The 21,908-nt window shown below is 68.6% G+C and carries 19 protein-coding genes and 2 tRNA genes; 15 read left to right on the plus strand and 6 right to left on the minus strand.

The window, feature by feature from the left end; translation table 11 throughout:
* Positions 1-179: 179 nt before the first annotated feature.
* From KBX21_RS04200 to KBX21_RS04220, 5 genes are all read left to right on the plus strand, one after another.
* Complete coding sequence (locus tag KBX21_RS04200) at positions 180-1,283, plus strand: PP2C family protein-serine/threonine phosphatase (RefSeq protein ID WP_049565983.1); 1,104 nt, start codon at positions 180-182, stop codon at positions 1,281-1,283.
* 272 nt (positions 1,284-1,555) lie between these two features.
* Entirely contained in the window at positions 1,556-2,896 is a 1,341-nt protein-coding gene (mgtE, locus tag KBX21_RS04205) for a magnesium transporter (RefSeq protein WP_049565980.1), read from the plus strand.
* Positions 2,897-2,975: 79 nt separating this feature from the next.
* Entirely contained in the window at positions 2,976-3,188 is a 213-nt protein-coding gene (locus KBX21_RS04210; RefSeq protein ID WP_017545185.1) for an antitoxin, read from the plus strand.
* 275 nt (positions 3,189-3,463) lie between these two features.
* Positions 3,464-4,114, plus strand: a complete 651-nt coding sequence (locus KBX21_RS04215) for a M23 family metallopeptidase (RefSeq protein WP_247665221.1) — start codon at positions 3,464-3,466, stop codon at positions 4,112-4,114.
* Positions 4,115-4,134: 20 nt separating this feature from the next.
* Positions 4,135-4,689 (plus strand): (2Fe-2S) ferredoxin domain-containing protein, encoded by a 555-nt coding sequence (locus KBX21_RS04220; RefSeq protein ID WP_210841043.1) that lies wholly within the window; start codon positions 4,135-4,137, stop codon positions 4,687-4,689.
* Between the two features lie 45 nt (positions 4,690-4,734).
* Here the strand turns inward: KBX21_RS04220 and KBX21_RS04225 are convergent, their stop codons facing one another.
* Positions 4,735-6,597, minus strand: a complete 1,863-nt coding sequence (locus tag KBX21_RS04225; RefSeq protein ID WP_210841044.1) for an ABC transporter ATP-binding protein — start codon at positions 6,595-6,597, stop codon at positions 4,735-4,737.
* 115 nt (positions 6,598-6,712) lie between these two features.
* Positions 6,713-7,216: an adenylyltransferase/cytidyltransferase family protein gene (locus KBX21_RS04230; RefSeq protein ID WP_210841045.1), complete on the minus strand. Its 504-nt coding sequence runs from the start codon at positions 7,214-7,216 to the stop codon at positions 6,713-6,715.
* A 215-nt stretch (positions 7,217-7,431) separates the two neighbouring features.
* Here KBX21_RS04230 and KBX21_RS04235 point away from each other — a divergent pair, with 215 nt between their 5' ends.
* Positions 7,432-7,725, plus strand: coding sequence for a hypothetical protein (locus KBX21_RS04235; RefSeq protein WP_210841046.1), 294 nt, complete (start codon positions 7,432-7,434; stop codon positions 7,723-7,725).
* 366 nt (positions 7,726-8,091) lie between these two features.
* Here KBX21_RS04235 and KBX21_RS04240 read toward each other — a convergent pair.
* Positions 8,092-8,165: transfer RNA gene (locus tag KBX21_RS04240), tRNA-Gly, on the minus strand.
* 116 nt (positions 8,166-8,281) lie between these two features.
* Between KBX21_RS04240 and KBX21_RS04245 the strand changes: the two genes are divergently transcribed.
* From KBX21_RS04245 to clpX, 5 genes are all read left to right on the plus strand, one after another.
* Positions 8,282-8,356, plus strand: a tRNA-Pro gene (locus tag KBX21_RS04245).
* Between the two features lie 228 nt (positions 8,357-8,584).
* On the plus strand, positions 8,585-10,036 hold the full coding sequence (gene tig / locus KBX21_RS04250; protein ID WP_049565963.1) for a trigger factor: 1,452 nt from the start codon (positions 8,585-8,587) through the stop codon (positions 10,034-10,036).
* A gap of 316 nt (positions 10,037-10,352) precedes the next feature.
* Entirely contained in the window at positions 10,353-10,901 is a 549-nt protein-coding gene (locus tag KBX21_RS04255) for a ClpP family protease (protein ID WP_082206236.1), read from the plus strand.
* Between the two features lie 58 nt (positions 10,902-10,959).
* Positions 10,960-11,616, plus strand: a complete 657-nt coding sequence (locus KBX21_RS04260) for an ATP-dependent Clp protease proteolytic subunit (RefSeq protein WP_017545193.1) — start codon at positions 10,960-10,962, stop codon at positions 11,614-11,616.
* Between the two features lie 295 nt (positions 11,617-11,911).
* Positions 11,912-13,195 (plus strand): ATP-dependent Clp protease ATP-binding subunit ClpX, encoded by a 1,284-nt coding sequence (gene clpX, locus KBX21_RS04265; protein ID WP_049565959.1) that lies wholly within the window; start codon positions 11,912-11,914, stop codon positions 13,193-13,195.
* A 132-nt stretch (positions 13,196-13,327) separates the two neighbouring features.
* On the opposite strand, the gene KBX21_RS04270 is transcribed toward clpX, so the two are convergent.
* The gene (locus tag KBX21_RS04270) at positions 13,328-14,038 is read right to left on the minus strand and encodes a DUF305 domain-containing protein (RefSeq protein ID WP_210841047.1); all 711 of its coding nucleotides are present in this window, start codon (positions 14,036-14,038) and stop codon (positions 13,328-13,330) included.
* Positions 14,039-14,290: 252 nt separating this feature from the next.
* On the opposite strand from KBX21_RS04270, the gene KBX21_RS04275 reads away from it, so the two are divergent.
* The 4 genes from KBX21_RS04275 (at position 14,291) to KBX21_RS04290 (ending at position 20,256) form a co-directional block, all read left to right on the plus strand.
* Positions 14,291-15,649: an LVIVD repeat-containing protein gene (locus KBX21_RS04275; protein ID WP_210841048.1), complete on the plus strand. Its 1,359-nt coding sequence runs from the start codon at positions 14,291-14,293 to the stop codon at positions 15,647-15,649.
* 185 nt (positions 15,650-15,834) lie between these two features.
* Positions 15,835-17,244, plus strand: a complete 1,410-nt coding sequence (locus tag KBX21_RS04280; RefSeq protein WP_210841049.1) for an LVIVD repeat-containing protein — start codon at positions 15,835-15,837, stop codon at positions 17,242-17,244.
* Between the two features lie 133 nt (positions 17,245-17,377).
* A complete protein-coding gene (locus KBX21_RS04285; RefSeq protein ID WP_210841050.1) occupies positions 17,378-18,796 on the plus strand; it encodes an LVIVD repeat-containing protein in 1,419 nt (472 codons plus the stop codon).
* Positions 18,797-18,891: 95 nt separating this feature from the next.
* Entirely contained in the window at positions 18,892-20,256 is a 1,365-nt protein-coding gene (locus KBX21_RS04290; RefSeq protein WP_210841051.1) for an LVIVD repeat-containing protein, read from the plus strand.
* Between the two features lie 48 nt (positions 20,257-20,304).
* Here the strand turns inward: KBX21_RS04290 and KBX21_RS04295 are convergent, their stop codons facing one another.
* Positions 20,305-20,556, minus strand: a complete 252-nt coding sequence (locus tag KBX21_RS04295; protein WP_210841052.1) for a hypothetical protein — start codon at positions 20,554-20,556, stop codon at positions 20,305-20,307.
* Between the two features lie 77 nt (positions 20,557-20,633).
* Positions 20,634-21,896 (minus strand): hypothetical protein, encoded by a 1,263-nt coding sequence (locus KBX21_RS04300; protein WP_049565939.1) that lies wholly within the window; start codon positions 21,894-21,896, stop codon positions 20,634-20,636.
* Positions 21,897-21,908: the final 12 nt, after the last annotated feature.

A 21,908-nucleotide genomic window follows, 5' to 3' on the forward strand; every position in this document is an offset into this window, starting at 1 on the left:
CCATCGGTGCCCGCCCCTCGGCGGAACCAGCCTCCGCGATCCGGGCCGTGCCCCCACACGACTCCCCCTCCGCCGACCCAGACACAGGCCCCCGACGCGACCGTGATCGCACCGGTGTGCCGTACCCCGACCAGGAGTGACCCCCGCGGGTGAGCGGGCGTGCCGAGCCTAGAGGATCAATGAACCCCACACCGACCGCCAGGACCACCCGACTGCTGCGATCCACCGTGCAGCGCATCGTCGCGGTGCTCCGGCGCAAGGTGCTCTTCCGCTATCGCCTCGTACTCATCACCCTGGTCGCCATCGCCGTGGGCATCGGAGTCGGCGCCGTGTGGGGCCCCACCGGCTGGTTCCCGCCCAGCTCCACCATCCTCACCGTCCTCGCGGGCGGACTGCTACTCAAGCGCAAGAGCCTCGCCTTCCTGCTCGGGGTGGTCGTCGCCGTCCTGCTGTTCGTGGCTTTCATGCTCGACTTCGGCCAGGTCGGCCCCGGCCTGGTGGTCACCATCGGTGTCACCGGGGTCCTGTCCTACCTGCTGTCCGGAGTGCGCGAACGCCTCGGCGTCCAGGGCCTGAGCGGCGAGATGATGCTGCTGGACCTGCGCGACCGGCTGCGGGACCAGGGCAAGCTCCCCCCGGTCCCCTCGGGCTGGGGGCGCACCGCCGTCCTGCGTCAGGCCGGCGGCTCCTCGTTCGGCGGGGACTTCGTCGTCTCCATCCGCCGCGAACACCGGCTCGACATCGCCGTCGTCGACGTCTCCGGGAAGGGCGTGGACGCCGGGACACGGGCCCTGATGCTCTCGGGGGCCTTCAGCGGGCTCATAGGAGCGGTCCCCGCCAGCGACTTCCTCGCCCACTGCAACGACTACCTCATGCGCAACAGCGGCGGCGAGGGCTTCGTGACCGCCGTCCACCTGAGCGTGGACACCGAGACCGGCGAGTACCAGGTCGCCTCGGCCGGGCACCCGCCCGCCCTGCACTTCGACGGCGGCGGCGGAGTGTGGAGCACCACCGAGGCCAAGGGCGTTGTCCTGGGAGTCATCCCCGAGATGACCTACACCTCAGTCCAGGGCAAGCTGCGGCCCGGCGACGCCATCATGCTGTGCACCGACGGCCTCATCGAGACGCCCGGCGAGGACCTCGACGCCGGTATCGACCGACTCCTCGGAGCCGCCGAATCGCTGGTCACCCAGGGATTCGCCACCGGCGCCAGCGAGGTCGTGGACACCCTCAGCAAGGACAAGAACGACGACTGCGCGCTCGTGGTCCTCTGGAGAACCTGACCCCCGGCCGCCGCGGCACCGGCAGGGGGTGAGTCGCCCCAGCCGTTCCTGGCGGTAGGGTCGACATGTTCCCCGACCCCGGTACGAGGTCTTCGTACCCGTTCACGGACCACCGTGCCCGCCCCTCTCCGCCCCCTGGGCGCCGACGCCCGCACGGACCACCACACCAGTGACCAGGGGCCGGACCGGGTCCCCAGGACCCGGACCTACCGGATTTTCGCGGCCCCGCGGGCGTGCCCGCCGGGCGATGGAGACGCAAGGGGGTGCTTCGCATGGACGGCGAGCGCGCTGAAGAACTCACGGACCTGGTCGAGATCAACGACCTGACCGGGATCAGGCTCTGGTTGGCCGAACACAGGCCCCACGAGATCGCGGACGAACTGGCCCGCATGTCCAGCAGCGAGGCGATCATCCCCTTCCGCCTCCTGGACAAGGACCGTGAGCTGGAGGTCTTCGAGGAGCTGGACCCCGGCCAGCAGCAGGCCATCCTCCTCGGCCTGCGCGGCACCGACTTCCACGACATCCTGGAGGAGATGGACCCGGACGACCGGGCCCGCCTCATCGGGGAGGCCCCGGCCAAGATCGCGACCCGGGCGCTGGCCGGGCTGAGCCCCGCCGAACGCAAGATGACCGCCGCGCTCCTGGGCTACCCCGAGGACTCGGTCGGCCGGTACATGACGCCGGAGACCGTCATCCTGCACCGGGACCTCACCGTGGGCCGCGCCCTCGAGGTGGTGCGCGCCAAAGGAGCCGACGCCGAGACCATCTACACCCTCCCGGTGGTCAGCGACGGCCGTCGGCTGCTCGGTACCATCACCCTGAGCGACCTCGTGGTCAGCGACGACGACCGCGTCCTCAGGGACCTGGTCGACGTCCTCGCGCCCCGGGTGGGCGTGAGCGAACCGGTCGAGGACGCCGCCCGACTCATCCAGGAGGCCAACCTGGTCTCCCTCCCGGTGGTGGACTCCGAGGACCGCTTCGTCGGTCTGTTCACCTTCGACGACGCCCTTGAGGTCATCGAGGCGGCTGACTCCGAGGACATGGCGCGTCAGTCCGGCGCCAGCCCCATCGACGACCACTACGTGTCCGTCGGGGTGCTGCGCCTGGTCGGCGCGCGTTCGGTGTGGCTGATGCTGCTCATCGTCGCGGCGACTCTGACCGTCAACGTCATGCAGGTCTACGAGGCCACCCTGGAGGAGGTCACGGCGCTGGCGATGTTCGTCCCGATGCTCATCGGCACCGGCGGGAACGTGGGCGCGCAGTCGGCCACGGCGATCGTGCGTGCCCTCGCGGTCGGTGAGGTGCGGGTGCGCGACCTCCCCTCGGTGATCTGGAAGGAGAGCCGGGTCGGTCTGCTCCTGGGCGTCATGCTCGCCGGAATCGCCCTGGTCATCGGGTCGGTGCTGGTCGGCTTCGACATCGCCGTGGTGGTCGCCCTCTCGGTGATCGCCATCTGCACCTGGGCGGCGATCATCGGTTCCGCGATGCCCCTGCTCGCCCGCAAGGTGGGGGTGGACCCCGCCGTGGTCTCCTCACCCATGGTCGCCACGCTCGTGGACGCCACCGGTCTGCTCATCTACTTCTCGGTGGCACGCATGGTGCTCGGGCTGTGACCAGGGGCTGACGTTTCGCTTGAAGTGTGGCGGAAACGGGTATCGCACCAGCAGGCAGGACGCGTCTGAGGGGGATTCGATGTCCGATACCGGAGATACGTTCAACCGGCTCAAGAAGGCCGTCAACGACCACGCCGACAAGGCCGAGGGGGTCGTCGGCAAGGTGGCCGACGCCGCCAAGAAGGCGACCGGCGGGTCCCACGACGACAAGATCGACAAGGGAGCCGGGGCCGCCACCGACTACCTGCGCAAGCGCGCACAGGAGAACAAGAAGGACAAGGGTCAGGAGTAGACGCGGGGGCTCTCGGGCCCCGAGGAACGGAACGGATGGGGCGGGCCCACAATGGGGCATGGCCTCATCCGTTCCGCGTCCCGTGCCCGTCCTCCTCGCCCGGCTGCGCATGCCCCTGCTGTGGGCCGCGATGGCCGCGCTCCTGGCCGGGTACCTGGGTCTGTCCTGGTGGGTCGGCGGGACGCTGCTGGTGGTCGCGCTCGCGGTGCACCTGCGACTGGGCACTCCGAGGTGCGCGCCGCGCGTGCTGGCCCCGGCCGGTACGCGGACGCTGGATGCCGCTGACCAGCCCCGTCGACCACGTACCCAGCCAGGGCACGCACGCCTACGGGCAGACGTACGCGCTGGGTCTGGTCGCCGAGGACGGCACCCGCCCGGACATCGGTTGGCGGCCGCTCAGCCGACCCCCGGAGGACTTCCCGGCCTACGGCGCCCCCGTGTACGCACCCGCCGCGGGCACCGTGGTCCGGGTGCACGACCGCCAGCGCGACCACCGCAGCCGCAACTCCTGGCCGTGGCTGTTCGGCGCCGTCGTGGAGAACACCCTCCGTGAGATGCGCGGACCCTCGGGGCTGGTCGGCAACCACGTGGTCATCGACCTCGGCGGCGCCCACGTGCTCCTCGGCCACCTGCGGAGGGGCTCCGTCACAGTGGCCCCGGGAGACACCGTGGTGGTCGGCCAACGCGTCGCCGCGTGCGGCAACTCGGGTGCCTGCACCGAGCCCCAGGTCCGGATGCAGCTCATGGACCTGGCCCACCCGCTCTTCGCCGCGGGGCTGCCCATGGTCTGGGGGAGGGGCTGGAGGGCCGGTGCCCCGGAGAACGAAGGGCTTCCCGAAACCTGGCGGTCGGTGGAGGTCGTCGGACCTGACCACGTCAGTGCTGGTCAGGACGGTGTCCCGGAGGAATATCCTGAACTGAGGTAAGGCAAGCCTAATGAGGGGGTGTGGTGAGCGCGATCGACGGTACGCCCTGCAAGCTCACGGTCTGCCGGGGCTGCTGCTGCGGCACACGCAAGAAGGTGCCCGGCGTCGACCACAAGGCGCAGCTCGCCCGGCTCAGCGCCATCGACGACCACGCGGCACGCCGCGTCCCGGTCCGCACCAGCAAGTGCCTGGGCATCTGCTTCGAGGCCAACGTCGTCGTGGTCCAGCCCTCCCGTCAGGGCCGCGCCGCCGGAGGCAACCCCGTCTGGCTGGGCCGGATGACCGAGGACCGTCTCCTGGAGGCGCTCGACGACTGGATCTTCGACGGAGGACCCGGCATCGCCCCGCTCCCCGCACTTCTGGAGGAGCACGTGACCTCCAAGGACGCCAAGAAGCCGAAGAAACGCAAGAAGTCGAAGAAGAAGTCGGAACTGTCCGGGGGCACCGAGTCCGGCAAGAAGAGCAAGAAGAGCAAGAAGAGCAAGAAGGACAAGAAGGATAAGAAGGATAAGAAGGACAAGAAGCGGGCCAGGAAGGCCGAAAAGAAAAAGAAGGAGGAGGCTGGGAGGACGTGAGGGGGCGACCCCGCCGAGCACACCGACGGAGCCGCCCCGAACCCCCTAGCCCGACTGGGACGCGAACTGGGTGCGGTACAGGGCCGTGTACAGCCCGCCCGACTCCAGCAGCTCCTCGTGCGTGCCGCGTTCCAGGACGCGCCCGTCCTCCAGCACCAGGATCTGGTCCGCCTCGCGGACCGTGGCCAGCCGGTGCGCGATCACCAGTGAGGTCCGGCCCTCCAGCGCCACCGCCAGCGCCTCCTGCACCGCCGCCTCCGACTCGGAGTCCAGGTGCGCGGTGGCCTCGTCCAGGACCACCACGGACGGCGCCTTCAACAGCAGCCGCGCGATCGCCAGACGCTGCTTCTCCCCGCCCGAGAGGCGGTAGCCGCGGTCACCGACCATCGTGTCGAGGCCGTTGGGCAGCTGGTCCAGGAGAGCACCCAGCCGCGCCATCCGCAGAGCCTCCTCCAGCTCCGCGTCGGTCGCCTCCGGCCGGGCGTAACGCAGGTTGGCGCCCACGGTGTCGTGAAAGAGCTGCGCGTCCTGCGTCACCACGCCCACGGCCTCCCGGAGGGAGTCACTGGTGGTCTCACGGAGGTCCAGGCCGCCGATCCGCACCGCCCCCTCCGTCGGGTCGTACAGCCGCGAGACCAGGTGGGTGAGGGTGGACTTGCCCGCCCCGGACGGACCCACCAGGGCCACCATCTGACCCGGTTCGGCGCGGAAGGACACCTCGCTCAGCACCTGGGTGTCGTCGGCGGCCTCTGCCTGCGGGGTCAGTTCCAGGGACGCCACCGACGTCTCCGAGGCGCCCGGGTAACGGAAGGACACCCGGTCGAACTCCACGCTCAGCGGCCCGGCGGGCAGCGGCTGCGCGTCCGGGCTCTCCTTGATCTGCGGTTCCAGGTCCAGCACCTCGAAGACGCGGTCGAAGGAGACCAGGGCCGTCATGATCTCCACGTGCACGTTGGACAGCGTGGTGATCGGCCCGTAGAGCCTGGCCAGCAGGGTGGTCAGCGCCACCAGGGTGCCCACCTCGAAGGAACCGTCCACGGCGAGCACACCGCCCACGCCGTAGACCATCGCCATGGCCAGCGCCGTGATGGTGGCCAGCATGGTGAACAGCAGACCGCCGATCACCGACTGGCGCACCCCGAGGTCGCGCACGCGGGCGGCACGGTCGGAGAAGGTGCCGGACTCCTCGTCGGGACGGCCGTAGAGCTTGACCAGCATGGCCCCGCCCACGTTGAACCGCTCGGTCATCAGCGAGCTCATCGCGGCGTTGTTGTCCATCGCGTCGCGGGAGATGTTCGCGAGCCTGCGTCCCAGCAGCTTCGCCGGGACGATGAACAGCGGTACCAGGACCAGCGCCAGCAGGGTCACCTGCCACGACAGGGCCAGCATCGTGATGAGCACCGCCACCACGCTGATCAGGTTGGAGACCACCGACTGGAGCACCGAGGTGATGGCGCGCTGCGCGCCGACCACGTCCGTGTTCAACCGACTGATCAGAGACCCGGTCTGGGTTCGGGTGAAGAAGGCGATCGGCATCCGCTGCACGTGGGAGAACACCTGGGTGCGCAGCAGGTAGATGACGCCCTCACCGATCCTGGAGGACAACCACCGTCCGGTCAGGGTGATGACGCCCTCCACGAGCGCCAGCACGGCCGCCGCGACCGCCAACCAGATCACCACCGAGGTGTTCCCCGGGAGGATGCCCTGGTCGATGATGGCTCGCAGGAGGAGCGGGTTGGCCACGACCACGGCCGCGCCCACCGCGGTCACCCCGAGGAAGAGCAGGATCTGCCGCCAGTGCGGTGTCGCGTAGGACAGCACACGTCTGGTGAGCCCCGGGGGCAGTTCCTGCCCCCGCGCGCTTCCGTCGTTGACCAGTGCCCTGTAGGAGGGCCTCCCTGACATCATCCGCAGCCTCGATTCCGTTCACCACGTCGCCATCCAAGCCTCAACACCGGAGGGAGGGCGCTGCTTCCCTGGTCCGATGTGGGATCGCCGGGGAGGTCGGTGGGAACACGGGTCGTCAGAGGGACGAGGCGAGACGGCCCAGTGCCGCGGTGGTCGAGCGGCCGGGGGTGAACGGCAGTTCCCAGGTCTGGGCGCCGAGGGCGTCGGCGCCCCGGATCTTGGCCTGGGTGTAGCGGTCCCCGGCGGTGAAGGCCAGCGCGGCGGGGGAGAGGGGCCGGAGCAGTTCCGCGTAGGCAGCCCAGTCCGCCACGGAGGGCGGGCCCTCGATCACGAACGATCCGGCCACACAGCCCAGGGCGGCGATGGTCTCGGACCGTTCCGCGTCGGGGTTGACCGGGCGTCCGGGGCCCTTCCAGGCCCGGACGCGCTCGTCGGACTCGATCCCCACGACGAGGGGGAGGCCGCGGGCGGCGATGGACTGGAGGAAGCGCACGTGCCCGACGTGCAGGACGTCGAAGACTCCGGTCACGACGACCGGCCGCTCCAACGGCTCCGGTCGTTGGAACCACAGCAGGCGGAGCGACGTCGCCTGCTCGCCCGTGCCGTCCGTGTCCGTCATCTGGCCCCCGTTCCACCGAACCCGAGTGGCGCCCGTTCCAGGTCGTGCCGACGGGTCCGCCCGAAAGGTCAACGTACCCGCTTGAGGCCGGTATTCCGCTTCGTGGCGAGGTGAAACCGAACAGTGTTCTGTGAATGTGCCCTGCGTCGCCGCGAACCACGACGGCGGGGAGTGAGTCCCATCACTGGAATCGAGTGCGAGAGGAAGAGGTGTCCATGTCGTGGACGGTGCTGATCGAGGAGATCCGGGGGAGCGGTGAACGCCAACGCTGGGGATTGGTCCCATCGGCGCTCGGTGGCCAGCGCAACGCCAGCTTCGACGATCGGGAGGAAGCCAGGACGGAGGCCCTTCGCCTGACAGCGGCGCATGTTCCGGGCCACCCGTGGTCGGAGCGTGACCGTCAGGCCTACCGGATCTCTCCCGACGAGTACGTCGTGAACGTGGACGGTGCCACGACGGAGTTCCACTTCCGCGTCACCGTGGCCGAGCGGATCGTTCCCGGAGGCTAGGGGCACGGGCCGGAACCCCTGAGCCGCCGAGTCTTCCGGGCTTCGAGGGTGCGGGTTTTGGGGGGGTTGTTTCCTGGGTGGATCGGCGAAGCGGGTTGGTGCTGACGGGCACACGGTTCGCTTCGGGTAGTGCGGGTTTTGGGGGTTGTTTCCTGGGTGGAACGGCGAAACGAGCTGGTGCCGACGGGCACACAGCTCGTTTCGAGTGGTGCGGGGTTTCGGGGGTCGTCCCCCGGGTGGAACGGCGAAACGAGCTGGTGCCGACGGGCACACAGCTCGTTTCGAGTGGTGCGGGGTTTCGGGGGTCGTCCCCCGGGTGGAACGGCGAAACGAGCTGGTGCCGACAGGCACACAGCTCGTTTCGAGTGGAGCGGGCGACGAGAATCGAACTCGCATGACCAGCTTGGAAGGCTGGGGTTCTACCATTGAACTACGCCCGCGTGGCATCGGAGCCCCTGAGTTTCCTCTAGACTCGTGGAGCCGATGGAGACAAGAGTACAGTCTCTGGGGCGTTGGTCGCACACCCGTTTTCGGGACGTGTGTCCACGCCGGGTGACGGGGTGTAGCGCAGCTTGGTTAGCGCGCATGCTTTGGGAGCATGAGGCCGCGGGTTCGAATCCCGCCACCCCGACGAAACCGTCCGCGGCGGTTCGGCCTTCGGGCCGTGCGCCGTGGCCCCCTGTCTGTCTGCCCTAGACTTGGTGCGATCAGCAGGAAACTGTAAGTCCCAGCCCGTCGCAGGGCACCCCGAAGGAACGTGGTCATCACCGACCGGGGGTGCGCGCGTGCATACGCCGTTCGTGTGGTGCGCCTGCGGGCCGACGCGGACACCAGCCGGCAAACCTAGGAGTACCGCCCCGTGAAGACCGATGTCGAGGAGCTCAGCCCGACCCGGGTCAAGCTGACCATCGAGGTGCCCTTCGAGGAGCTCGAGCACGCTTTCGACGTGACCTACAAGTCGCTCGCCAAGCAGGTTCGGATCAAGGGCTTCCGCCCGGGCAAGGCACCGGCGCGGCTGATCGACCGCTACGTCGGCCGTGGCGCGGTGATCAGCGAAGCGGTCAACCACGCCGTTCCGGAGCTCTACAACGAAGCCATCCAGAAGGAGGAGATCTTCGCGCTCGGCCAGCCCGACGTGGAGGTCACCAAGCTGGAGGACAACGACGAGCTCGCCTTCACCGCCGAGGTCGACATCCGACCCAAGTTCGAGGTGAAGGACTACAAGGGCATCGAGGTGACCGTCGACAGCGCGACCGTCACCGACGAGCAGGTCGACGAGCAGATCGGCACCCTGCGCGAGCGCTTCTCCACCCTGGTTGGCGCCGACCGTCCCGTTGAGGACGGTGACAACCTCTCCATCGACCTGGTCGCCGCCATCGACGGTGAGAAGCTCGAGGACGTCGCCGTCAGCGGCTACTCCTACGAGGTCGGCACCAACACCATGCTGGAGGGCCTCGACGAGACCCTGCGCGGCATGGAGTCCGGTGGCGAGGCCACCTTCAAGACCACCCTCGTCGGTGGTGAGCACGAGGGCCAGGAGGCGGACGTCACCGTCACCGTGCACTCGGTGAAGGTGAAGGAGCTGCCCGAGCTGGACGACGAGTTCGCCCAGCTGGCCTCCGAGTTCGACACGATCGACGAGCTGCGTGACGACGTGCGCAAGCGCATGGCCGACGTCCGTCGCATGCAGCAGCTGTCCGCCGCCCGTGACAAGGCGCTGGAGAAGCTGATCGAGTCCGTCGAGATCCCGCTGCCCGACGCGGTGGTCGACGAGGAGATCAACCGCCGTCGCCAGAGCCTTGAGCAGCAGCTCGCCCAGAGCGGTCTGACCAAGGAGGCCTACCTCGAGTCGCAGGAGAAGACCGAGGAGGAGTTCGAGGAGGAGCTGAAGACCGGCGCCAACTCGGCGGTCAAGGCTGGCTTCATCCTCGACCAGCTGGCCCTCCAGGAGGACCTCAGCGCCGACCAGGGTGAGCTCAGCCAGTACGTGTTCGAGCAGGCCCAGCGCATGGGCGTGAGCCCGGACCAGCTGGCCCAGCACCTGGTCGAGTCGAACCAGATCCGCGTCGCCTTCACCGAGGTCGTCCGCGGCAAGGCCATGGACGTGGTCCTGGCCGGTGCCAAGGTGACCGACGAGGACGGCAACGTCGTCGAGCAGGAGATCGTCGAGGCCACCGACGACCAGGCCCTGGCCGAGGCCGTCAAGGCCGCCGCCGCTGCCTCCACCGAGGTCGCCGAGGCCGACAAGGCCGAGGAGACCGCGGAGGCCCCCGAAACCGACGAGGACGCCGACAAGGCCGACTCCAAGTAGTCCGAGGCTTCACGGCGCCGCGAGGCACCATGGCTCTCACGGGCCCTGGCCAACCCGTTACGGGACGGCCGGGGCCCTTTCCCTTCCGTTCCTGGCGCGTTGTTCGCTGTCAGGAGAAAGGGTGTGTCCGCGACCGGCTGCACCCTGCGCTCAAAGCGAACAGGGACGGTATCCGGACGAGCCTGGCGTCTGTCGGCGTTAGTGTCGCTGTATCGCAACCGTTTCGATTCCGGAGCAGGTGACGAGAGTGCCGCCGACCTTTGATGAGTCCCAGCGATTCGACGCTCGTACGTCGGATCAGCAGCTTTCCCCTTTTATTGAGCAGACGCCTCAGCGCCTGTTGCGCCAGCGAATCGTGTTCCTCGGCCAGCAGGTCGACGATGACATCGCCAACCGCCTCGTCGGTGAGCTCCTGCTGCTGTCCGCGGAGGACCGCCAGCGGGACATCACGATGTACATCAACTCGCCGGGTGGTTCCGTGACGGCGGGTATGGCGATCTACGACGTCATGCAGTACATCCCCAACGACGTGCGCACCGTGGGTATCGGCATGGCCGCGTCGATGGGCCAGATGCTCCTGTGCGCCGGTGCGCCCGGCAAGCGTTACGCGCTGCCGCACACCCGCGTCATGATGCACCAGCCGTCCGGTGGCATCGGGGGCACCGCCTCCGACATCCGGATCCTGGCTGACCAGCTGCTCTACGTGAAGAAGATGTTCATCCAGAAGATCTCCGAGCACACCGGGCAGTCGGTCGAACAGATCGAGAAGGACGCCGACCGGGACCGCTGGTTCACGGCTCAGGAGGCCAAGGAGTACGGCTTCATCGACGAGGTGCTCGAGGGCACGCTCGACGTGACCAGCTGACAGTCCTGAGCTGACCTGGCCCAGTCCATGAATCGGCGCAGCGCGTGGAAGGCGTGAAATGACCGAGTTCAACCCCAGTCTCATCGGCGGCGCGGCCTCGATGGCTCCCCAGAGCCGCTACGTCCTGCCGTCCTACGTGGAGCGTACGTCGTACGGCGTCAAGGAGATGAATCCGTACAACAAGCTCTTCGAAGAGCGGATCATCTTCGTCGGCGTCCAGATCGACGACACTTCGGCCAACGATCTGATGGCCCAGCTCATCACCCTTGAGCAGCTCGACTCCGAGCGGGACATCCAGATGTACATCAACTCGCCGGGAGGTTCCTTCACCTCCCTCATGGCGATCTACGACACCATGCAGTTCGTGCGCCCCGACATCCAGACGGTGTGCATCGGACAGGCCGCGTCGGCCGCCGCGATCCTGCTGGCGGGCGGCACCAAGGGCAAGCGTGGTGCCCTGCCCAACGCCCGGATGATGATCCACCAGCCGGCGACCGAGGGTATGCACGGTCAGGCCAGCGACATCGAGATCCAGGCCAACGAGATCACCCGTATCCGTACGCAGCTGGAGACCACTCTGGCCAAGCACACGGGTCGCTCCCACGAGCAGGTCTCGAAGGACATCGAGCGGGACAAGATCCTCACCGCCGAGGAGGCAGTGGAGTACGGTCTCATCGACTTCGTCCTGCCCTACCGCAAGGCCTCCCTGAAGTAGCGGGGACAACGGTTGCCGTGTCCTCCCCGGCCGGGGCGTCTCGCGAACGCGAGGAGCGCCCCGGCGGGGGGAATCCGGCGCCACGAAGTACTCACCGGTCCGGTTTCTGACCCGCCTGGGACAGCCCGGTGGTGAAGCCGGTCCGGTTTTTCGCTTAGTCTGGCGGAGAGCGACACACAGATCGCCCCGTTCGTGGCTGGCAGTCGCGAACGGACACACGGGAGACGAGTCCTTCCGTCCGTTCGGCGCCGCGTGCGCCCGGAACGGGGCGGCCTTAGTTTTGAGGAGTGGCTGGGTGGCACGCATCGGCGACGGCGGGGACCTGCTGAAGTGCTCATTCTGCGGTAAGAGCCAGAAGCAGGTGAAGAAGCTCATCGCTGGCCCCGGCGTGTACATCTGCGATGAGTGCATCGATCTGTGCAACGAGATCATCGAAGAGGAACTCGCCGACGCCACCGAGCTCACGTGGGACTCCCTTCCCAAGCCCCGGGAGATCTTCGACTTCCTGGACTCGTACGTGATCGGTCAGGAGCAGGCGAAGAAGTCCCTCTCGGTGGCGGTGTACAACCACTACAAGAGAGTGCGCTCGGAGACCGACCGTCCCGGTGACGAGGACGTCGAGATCGCCAAGTCGAACATTCTCCTGCTGGGGCCGACCGGTTCGGGCAAGACCCTGCTGGCGCAGACCCTGGCGAAGATCCTCAACGTCCCCTTCGCCATCGCGGACGCCACCGCCCTCACCGAGGCGGGCTACGTGGGCGAGGACGTCGAGAACATCCTCCTGAAGCTGATCCAGGCCGCTGACTACGACGTCAAGAAGGCCGAGACCGGCATCATCTACATCGACGAGGTCGACAAGGTCGCCCGCAAGAGCGAGAACCCGTCGATCACGCGCGACGTCTCCGGCGAGGGTGTCCAGCAGGCGCTGCTGAAGATCCTGGAGGGGACCACGGCTAGCGTGCCCCCTCAGGGCGGCCGCAAGCACCCGCACCAGGAGTTCATCCAGATCGACACCACCAACGTGCTGTTCATCTGCGGTGGAGCCTTCGCGGGGCTGGAGAAGATCATCGAGTCCCGCACCGGTCAGCAGGGCATGGGCTTCAACGCCACCCTGCGGCCCAAGAGCGAGATGGCCGGGACCGCGCTGTTCGGCGAGGTCATGCCGGAGGACCTGCTGAAGTTCGGGATGATCCCGGAGTTCATCGGCCGTCTGCCGGTGATCACCAGCGTGCACAACCTGGACAAGGCCGCGCTGATCCAGATCCTCACCGAGCCCCGCAACGCCCTGGTCAAGCAGTACCAGCGGCTGTTCGAGCTGGACAACGTCGAGCTGGAGTTCACCCAGGACGCCCTGGAGGCGATCGCCGAGCAGGGCATCATCCGGGGGACCGGCGCCCGTGGTCTGCGCGCCATCATCGAGGAGGTCCTGCTCTCGGTGATGTACGAGGTACCCAGCCGGGAGGACGTCGGCCAGGTGATCATCACCCGCGAGTCGGTGGAGCAGCACGTGAACCCGACCATCGTGCCGCGCGCCCAGCTCGAGGCGGACGAGGACGGTCGTCAGGAGAAGTCGGCCTGACCGCCGGACCGGTCGCCGCGGCGGGCTGACGCCGCGCGGTTGGACCGCTGAGGCCTTCGGGGCGCCCTTCCCACGGGAAGGGCGCCCCTTCTCATGCCTGGACCAGGCCGGACGGGGCCGGGCGTGGTCCGGTCACTCCCCGACCTCGAGGACTCCCTCCATTCGGGCGATCTCGGTGTTCTGCTCGGCGATGAGGTCGTTGGCCATCCGCAGGACCTCCTGGTCCTTGCCCTCGGCCATGGCCTCCTCCGCCATGGTGACCGCGCCCTCGTGGTGGGCGGTCATGAGTTCCACGAAGAGGTGGTCGAAGTCGTCGCCGTCGGCGTCGGCTAGGCGGCCCATGTCCTCGTCGGAGACCATGCCCTCCATGTCGTCGTGGTCCACCTGGAGGTCACAGGCGACCACGGCGTCCTCGGTGGAGTGGTGGGTGCCGTCGCCCTCCAGACCGCAGAAGTTCTGGTGGGCGGGGTTCTCCCGGGCGGGGCCGAAGACGTTGACCTCCAGCCAGCTCTCCATGGCGGAGATCTCGGGCCCCTGGGCGGCCGCGATGCGGTCGGCGATGCGCTCGATGCCGTCGCGCTGGTAGCGGTCCTCGACCAGGTCGGTCATCTCCAGGGCCTGGCGGTGGTGTTCGATCATCTTCACCAGGTAGGTGACGTCGGCCTCGTTGTGGCCCTGCTCCTCGGCGAGGGCGGCGATCTGGTCCGCGGTGGCTGGGGTCGATTCCTCCCCGGGGGCGCCGGGGGCGATGACGTTGGCGGACTGCTGTCCCTCGTCACCGGTACAGGCCGAGACTCCGAGCAGCACGAGGGCGGTTCCGGCTGCGAGTGCCAGGCGACGCACGAGGTCTCCTCCAGGGGTGGGGGTCGGCGGGCCGGGTGCCCGCCGGTGTCGGCTGACCCGACGTCCTGCGGGTTTTCTACTCACTCGAGGGGTGTTTTGTCCAGTACCGGGGGTGCGGCGGGGTGGTCGTGTCCGTTCGTGGGACTCCCGGTGGTGTCCGTTCTCGGCGTTTCGTCTGGCTTGTGTACGACGATGAGGGTACAACCCATTGTAGTCAAGTGACTTCTTTGGGTGGTTTTCGGGGGTGGGTGCATGGCTTCGGTTACGGGACGGCGCCGGGGTACGGTCGCGGTCGCCTCGCTGGTCGCGGTGGCCTGGCTCGCGGTCCCGGGCGCCGGCGCCGACGACGGGGTGACCACGGGTGGGGGCGTGGTGCACCTGGCCAACGTGCCCAAACCGGAGACGCTGGCGAGGTCGCCCAACTCCGACCTGGCGTTCACCGGTGACTACGCGATCGGCGGCAACTACAACGGTTTCGTCGTCTACGACATCTCCGAACCGGAGTCCCCGACGGTCGTCTCCGAGGTCCTGTGCCCGGGGGGTCAGGGCGACGTCTCGGTCAGCGGCGACCTCCTGTACTTCTCCGTGGACTACCCGCGCGCGAACGACGAGTGCGGGGCGCCGTCCGCCCCGGCCACTGAGGCCGACGCCTTCGAGGGCCTGCGGATCTTCGACATCTCGGACAAGGCGAACCCGCGGTACGTCGCGTCCGTGGCCACCGACTGCGGATCGCACACCAACACCCTGGTGCCGGGCGCGAACGGGCGCAGCGACGTGGTCTACGTGTCCTCGTACGCCCCCGCGGAGGTCTTTCCGAACTGCCAGCCGCCGCACGACAGGATCTCCATCGTCGAGGTGCCGCACGAGGCCCCCGAGGAGGCGGCCGTCGTCAACGAGCCGGTGCTCTTCCCGGACGGCGGCCACAGCACGACCACGGGCTGCCACGACATCACCGCCTATCCCGCTCGCGGTCTGGCGGCCGCCGCTTGCCTGGGTGACGGCCTGCTGTTGGACATCACTGACCCGATCCACCCGGAGGTGGTGGAGCGCGTCCAGGACGAGAACTTCGCCTTCTGGCACTCGGCGACGTTCACCAACGACGCGAGGAACGTGGTCTTCACCGACGAACTCGGCTCGGGTTCCTCGGCGACCTGCAACGAGAGGATCGGCCCCGAGCGCGGCGCCAACGCCGTCTACTCGCTGGACACGTCGGGAGAAAGCCCCGAACTCGAGTTTCGGAGTTACTACAAATTGCCTCGGCACCAGACCGATACCGAGAACTGCGTGGCGCACAACGGTTCGCTGATCCCGGTCCCGGGCCAGGACTTCTTCGTTCAGTCCTGGTACCAGGGCGGAGTGTCGGTCATCGACCTCACCGACCCCGACCAGCCCGTCGAGGTGGGCTTCTTCGACCGTGGCCCGTTCGACCCGGACCAGCTGCGCACGGCCGGCTCCTGGTCCGCGTACTACTACAACGGGCACGTCTACTCGTCGGACATGGAACGCGGGCTGGACGTGCTGGCGCTCACCGACCCCCGGTTCGAAGGGGCTGAGTCGGTGGTGCTGGACGAGTTCAACCCGCAGTCGCAGCCGGAGCTCCCGAACAGCTAGCCGGACCGGGTGCGGCGGTCGCCCGCCGCACCCGGAACCGGGCCGGTCTGGACACGGTGCGTGAGCGGATCGAGTCGGCTCGACACCGTGTAAACAACCATGTTTCTTTTGTTTCCCTCTATACATATTGATGTTGAGCTGTGTACGTTCTTCCTGTTTCGCTCCATCAGGAATCAGGAGTACGCATGGCGTCGTCCCCCGCCCCCTCCCCTTCCAGACGCTTGCGGTACCGACGCGGCTCCACCGGCCTCGCTCTCGTCGGCGCCACCGCCCTGACCTTGGGCCTCCTCGGGCCCGCCGCCGCCTCGGCGGACCGGACCCCCTTCGAGAGCGACGCCGAGACCAGCGCGAACGTCACTCACGTGACCAACGTCCCGAAGTCCGAAGCCATGGGTGACTACAACACCGACCTGGCGTTCACCGGTGACTACGCGATCGGCGGCAACTACAACGGTTTCGTCGTCTACGACATCTCCGAACCGGAGTCTCCGACCGTCGTCTCCGAGGTGGTGTGCCCCGGCGGCCAGGGCGACGTCTCGGTCAGCGGCGACCTCCTGTACTTCTCCGTCGACTACCCCCGGGCCAACGACGAGTGCGGCGCCCCCGCCGTCCCCACCACCGACCCGAACGGGTTCGAGGGCATCCGCGTCTTCAACATCTCCGACAAGGCCAACCCGGCCTACGTCGCGGCCGTGGCCACCGACTGCGGATCGCACACCAACACCCTGGTGCCCGGCAAGGACGGCGAGCACGACTACGTGTACGTGTCCTCCTACTCGCCCTCGGCGAACTTCCCCAACTGCCAGCCGCCGCACGACAAGATCTCGGTCATCGAGATCCCCGTGGACAACCCCTCCGAGGCCGCGCTGGTCAACGAGCCCGTCCTGTTCCCGGACGGTGGCAACCGCAACACCAGCGGCTGTCACGACATCACCGCCTACCCGGAGCTCGACCTCGCCGCCGGGGCGTGCATGGGTGACGGCATCCTGATGGACATCTCCGACCCCGCCCACCCCGTGGTCACCGACGTCGTCCGGGACGACAACTTCGCCTTCTGGCACTCGGCCACGTTCACCAACGACGCGGGCACCGTGATCTTCACCGACGAGCTCGGCGGCGGTGGCGGCGCCATCTGCACCGAGGAACACGGGGTGGAGCGCGGCGCCAACGCCATCTACTCCGTCGGCGGCACGGACGGGGCGCCCGAGCTGGACTTCGAGAGCTACTACAAGATCCCGCGCGTGCAGAGCGCCACCGAGAACTGCGTTGCGCACAACGGTTCGCTGATCCCGGTCCCGGGCCAGGACTTCTTCGTTCAGTCCTGGTACCAGGGCGGGGTGTCGGTCATCGACTTCAACGACCCGACCGCGCCGCGTGAGATCGGCTACTTCGACCGGGCCCCGATCGACGAGGACAACCTCGTCCTGGGCGGTTCGTGGTCGGCGTACTACTACAACGGCTACGTGTACTCCTCGGACATCACCCGGGGCCTCGACGTGATCCGGCTCGACGATCCGCGCCTGCGCTCCGCCGCGCGCGTCACCTACGACGAGTTCAACCCGCAGTCGCAGCCGAGCTACCGACCGGGCCGCTGACGCGCGCCACGACCTCTCCCGGTGGCTCCTCCTGGGGAGTCAGGGCAAACGGGAGAGAACGGGGCCGTGGTCCGACGGCCACGGCCCCGCCGCGTACCCCTCATCTCCGTCCCCCAACCGATCTGGAGAAACCATGCCCGCAGCTCCCCCGTCACGGGCCGGACTCGGCCCGCGCGGCGTGACGGCGGTCGCGCTGACCGCGGCGGCGACCCTGTTCGCCGGGCTCCTCGGCCCGGCGGCGGCGTACGCCGACACGCCTCCCTCCGACAGCGTCACCAGTGACAACGTCGAGCACCTCGCCAACGTCCCCAAGCCGGACGCGGTCAGCAACACCAACTCGGACCTGGCGTTCACCGGCGACCACGTCATCGGCGGCAACTACGACGGTTTCGTCATCTACGACGTCGCCGACCCGGAGGACCCGAGGATCGTCTCGGAGGTGGTGTGCCCCGGTGGCCAGGGCGACGTCTCCGTCAGCGGGGACCTGCTCTACTTCGCCGTGGACTCCCCCCGGGCCAACGACGAGTGCGGCGCTCCCGCCGTGCCGGTCACCGACCCGAACGGGTTCGAGGGCGTGCGGATCTTCGACATCTCCGACAAGGCCAACCCCCAGTACGTCTCGGCCGTGCGCACCGACTGCGGATCGCACACCCTGACCCTCGTGCCCGGCGCGGACCCCTCGACCGAACTGGTCTACGTCTCGTCCTACGCGCCCTCGGTGAACTTCCCCAACTGCCAGCCGCCGCACGACAAGATCGCGATCATCGAGGTCCCGGTGGACGACCCGGGCTCGGCCGCGATCGTCAACGAGCCGGTGCTCTTCCCGGACGGCGGCAACCACGACCAGCCCGGTCTGCTCCGACCGACCGAGGGCTGCCACGACATCACGGTCCACCCGGCCAAGGACCTCGCCGCCGGCGCCTGCATGGGCGACGGCATCATCATGGACATCTCCGACCCGGTCAACCCGGTCGTGACCGAGGTGGTCCAGGACGAGAACTTCGCCTTCTGGCACTCGGCCACCTTCACCAACAACGCCGAGGCCGTCCTGTTCACCGACGAACTCGGCGGCGGCGGTGCGGCCACCTGCACCGAGGAGATCGGACCCGAGCGCGGCGCCAACGCCATCTACTCCCTGAAGGAGTCCCCTGACGGCGGCCACGACCTGGAGTTCGCGAGCTACTTCAAGATCGACCGCCACCAGGGCGACCAGCAGTCCTGTGTCGCGCACAACGGGTCGCTCATCCCGGTTCCGGGGAAGAACTACTTCGTGCAGTCCTGGTACCAGGGCGGCATCTCGATCATCGACTTCAACGACCTCAGCAACCCCCGCGAGATCGGTTACTTCGACCCCGACAACCGGATCGACCCGGACATCGAGAACGGCAGCACCTGGTCCGCGTACTACTACAACGGCCACGTGTACTCCTCGGACATGCGCCGCGGCCTGGACGTCCTCAAGCTCACCGACCCCCGCCTGCGCGCGGCCGAACGGGTGACCTACGAGGAGTTCAACCCGCAGACCCAGCCGGTCTACCGCCCCGGGCGGTAACCAGCGACGACGCACCGGGGTGCCGCGCGAGCCACGCGCGGCACCCCCGCGTGCTGTCACCCCCAACCCCCGATCCCCATCTGGAAGGCAGACCCATGCGCACCTCCCCGCGCCGCGTCGCCGTACTGGCGACGGCCGCTGCCGCGACGCTGTTCACCGGGCTCCTCGGCCCGGCGGCGGCGTACGCCGACACGCCGCCCTCGGACGAGATCTCCAGCGACAACGTCGAGCTCGTGGCCAACGTCCCCAAGCCCGAGGCGGTCAACAACACCAACTCGGACCTGGCGTTCACCGGCGACTACGCCATCGGCGGCAACTACGACGGCTTCGTCATCTACGACATCTCCGAGCCCGAGGACCCGAGGATCGTCTCCGAGGTGGTGTGCCCCGGCGGGCAGGGTGACGTCGCGGTCAGCGGCGACCTCCTGTACTTCGCTGTGGACTACCCCCGCGCGAACGACGAGTGCGGCGCCCCCGCCGTGCCGGTCACCGACCCGAACGGGTTCGAGGGTGTTCGCATCTTCGACATCTCCGACAAGGCCAACCCGCAGTACGTCTCGGCCGTGCGCACCGACTGCGGATCGCACACCCTGACGCTGGTCCCCGGTGACGCGGAGCGCGAGTACGTCTACGTGTCCTCGTACTCTCCCTCGGCGAACTTCCCCAACTGCCAGCCGCCGCACGACAAGATCGGCGTCATCGAGGTGCCGCTCGACGCGCCCTCGGAGGCGTTCCTTGTCAACGAGCCGGTGCTGTTCCCGGACGGCGGCCACCGCACCACCACGGGCTGCCACGACATCACGGTCTTCCCGTCCAAGGACATCGCCGCCGGTGCCTGCATGGGCGACGGCATCCTGATGGACATCTCGGACCCGGCCTCCCCGGTGGTCACCGAGGTGGTCCAGGACGACAACTTCGCCTTCTGGCACTCCGCGACCTTCACCAACGACGCCCGCACGGTGCTGTTCACCGACGAGCTCGGCGGCGGCGGTGCGCCCACGTGCACCGAGGAGATCGGACCCGAGCGCGGCGCCAACGCCATCTACACCCTGGACGGTGAGGGCGCCGACTCCACGCTGGAGTTCGCGAGCTACTTCAAGATCGACCGCCACCAGGGCGACCAGGTGTGCGTGGCCCACAACGGGTCGCTCATCCCGGTCCCCGGCCAGGACTACTTCGTGCAGTCCTGGTACCAGGGCGGCATCTCGGTGATCGACTTCAACGACCCGACCAACCCGCGCGAGATCGGCTACTTCGACGCCGACTCCCGGATCGACCCCGACATCCAGGACAACGACACCTGGTCGACGTACTACTACAACGGCTACGTGTACTCGTCCGACATCGACCGTGGTCTGGACGTCCTCAAGCTGACCGACCCGCGCCTGCGTGCGGCCGAGCGGGTCACGTACGAGGAGTTCAACCCGCAGACCCAGCCGGTCTACCGCCCCGGCCGGTAACCGTCACCGACGATCCGGGGCCGGGGGCCGCGTGCCCCCGGCCCCGTCTCAGTCGAAGAGGTCCTCGGGCCGGTCCACCGTGACGGCCGAGGGGACCCACTTCTCCAGGGTCGCCAGGTCCGCGCAGGCCTCGATGCGCTCGCGGACCTCGTCCGAGATGCTGAACCCGCGTGCCTCCAGCACAGAGACGACGCTGCGCGCCGCCTCAGCCGCGCGGCCTTCTTCCCGGCCTTCCTCCCGGCCGATACCGACGTACTTGCGGGCGAAGTCGCTCTGCCACTCGTAGGTCTCCACAGCCATCAAGCCCTCCAGCTCCTTGCGAGCGGCCTCATTGAGGCCGAGCCGATCGTGTCGCGAAGTGTGGTCGCGTGTGGGGGTTATGCGGGACGCGGGTCGAAGAGGCGGTCGGTGGGGGCGTCGAGGACCTCCGTCATGCGCCCGGTGAAGTAGACCGTGCCCAGGGCGAGGACGCGTCGGCCGAGGGCGGTGACGGCGGTGGGGGAGAGGTCCTCGGCGCGGACGCGGTTCCAGTGGTCGGGGAGGGCGTGCTCGAAGCGCAGGTGCTCCTCCGGCAGGCGCACGGCGGTCACCCGCAGCCCCTTGAGCGCTTCGACCGCCCCGGAGACGTCCTTGTGGTCGGGCAGGCACAGCAGGACGTGATCCACACCGCCCCACAGGTCGCGGGCGTGGGACAGCGCGGCGGTCACGCCGACGCGGTCGATGGCGGAGTCCACCACGACCTCGGTGGATGAGCCGGGAACGGTGTGCCTCGACAGGCGGGCGGGCAGGTTCACGGTGCCCAGGACCTCGTGGAGCCGACTGGGCGTCGCCGGTGGCCTGTCCATCAGGTCCAGCATGCGGGTGGCGGCGGCGGTGCCCAGGACTCCGTTGGCGGCGGACAGGCCCCGGGGGCGCAGGGCCTCGGGGGGTTCGGTCGCGGTCGCGGGGTCCACGACCTGTGGGGAGAGCCGTTCACGGGTGTTCTCGGCCAGGGTCCCGGCCACGACGGGCGCCGCCTCCGCGCTCTGCGGCAGGGTCACCAGCGCACGGGTGCGTTCGGGGTGGACCACGCGGGTCTTCTCGCGTGCGATCTCCGCCACGGTGTCCCCGAGGACCCCCACGTGCTCGGCGAAGACCATGCCCAGAGCCACCACCTGCGGGCCCAGGAGACGCAACTCGTCGCGGTGCCCGCCCATGCCGGCCTCCAGGACGCACACGTCGGCGCCGACCGCGCGTGCGTGCAGCAGGCCGGCCACGAGGAACAGCCCGCTCGGCGCCAGATAGCCCTCCTCAGGGGAGGGCAGGGAGCGCCGGGCGGCCTCCATGGTCTGGCCGAGGTCGCGGAGTTCGTCGTCGGTCACGGACACGCCGTCGACCCGGACCCGTTCGCGGTACCCCCGGAAGCTCGGACCCGTCACCAGGACCGTCCGCAGACCGGCGGCGGACAGGGTGGCCGCCGCGTAGGTGGCCGTGCTCCCCTTGCCCTTGGAACCCACCACACCGAGCACGGGCGTCGGTGCCGGGTCCAGGTCCAGCGCGGCCAGGAGCGCGGACGCGCGGTCCAGGCTGCGCGCCTGTCCGGGGCCGCGTCCCGCCCACTCGGAGAAGAACGGTTCGACGATCGGGTCAAAGCTGGGCATGCCCCCAGTATG

The sequence above is a fragment of the Nocardiopsis sp. B62 genome, from assembly GCF_018070675.1.
GTDB classification, from domain to species: Bacteria; Actinomycetota; Actinomycetes; order Streptosporangiales; family Streptosporangiaceae; genus Nocardiopsis; species Nocardiopsis prasina.